The 651-nt window shown below is 33.3% G+C and carries 1 protein-coding gene; it reads right to left on the reverse strand.

Going from position 1 to position 651, the window contains the following annotated elements:
* Window positions 1-397: 397 nt before the first annotated feature.
* The coding region (locus N2712_08000; GenBank protein MCX8029919.1) for a hypothetical protein at window positions 398-651 on the reverse strand (254 nt) is incomplete at its 5' end.

A 651-nucleotide genomic window follows, 5' to 3' on the forward strand; every position in this document is an offset into this window, starting at 1 on the left:
GAGTTTCTCTTTTCACCATCTGTTGTGAAACTCAAAAGATCAGAAAATTGCGAAAAGATTGAAGCCTGAATTGAAGCGATTATCAACAGATTGACCAAGAAGATGCTGGAGAAAAGAAAAAGAGAAAACCAGGAAAGAGATAAAAGACTATTTAATAATCCCTTTCAAAGATAGCTTGATCCTTGAAAGAGAACAACTTGATCAGAGAAATACTTCCACCTTGGCACATCAGTAATATTTTCAGGAAAAAGGCGTAAATGAAGTTCATTAAGACCGATGGAGATATGATCTATGTATCTTTGAGAGGAAAAACTCTTCATATTAAGCTCCGATGTCTCACCTATTTCGGATTTCGGAAACAATCATCGGAAGCATATATTCCAACCACAAATAAAATTCAAGAAAGTTCTGATAAAGGTAAACGTAGATGTTTGAAAAAGTCTTCTACCCAACTTGAGTCCTCTAAAAATAAAACATGGTGTTCTATATACTCATTTTTTGAAGGAGGAGATTTTATTCCTTTTTTTAGTTGTTCGTATGGAGTTTTGGAAAGAATGAAAGATTCCAATTCTATATTTTGGTTAAGTTTCTTTTCCAATTCTTTAATCTCTTTGCTAAACTGTATCTTTTCGTCATCAAGCCCCTTTGTAT

This window comes from Brevinematales bacterium (genome assembly GCA_026415355.1).
GTDB lineage: Bacteria > Spirochaetota > Brevinematia > DTOW01 > DTOW01 > SKYB106.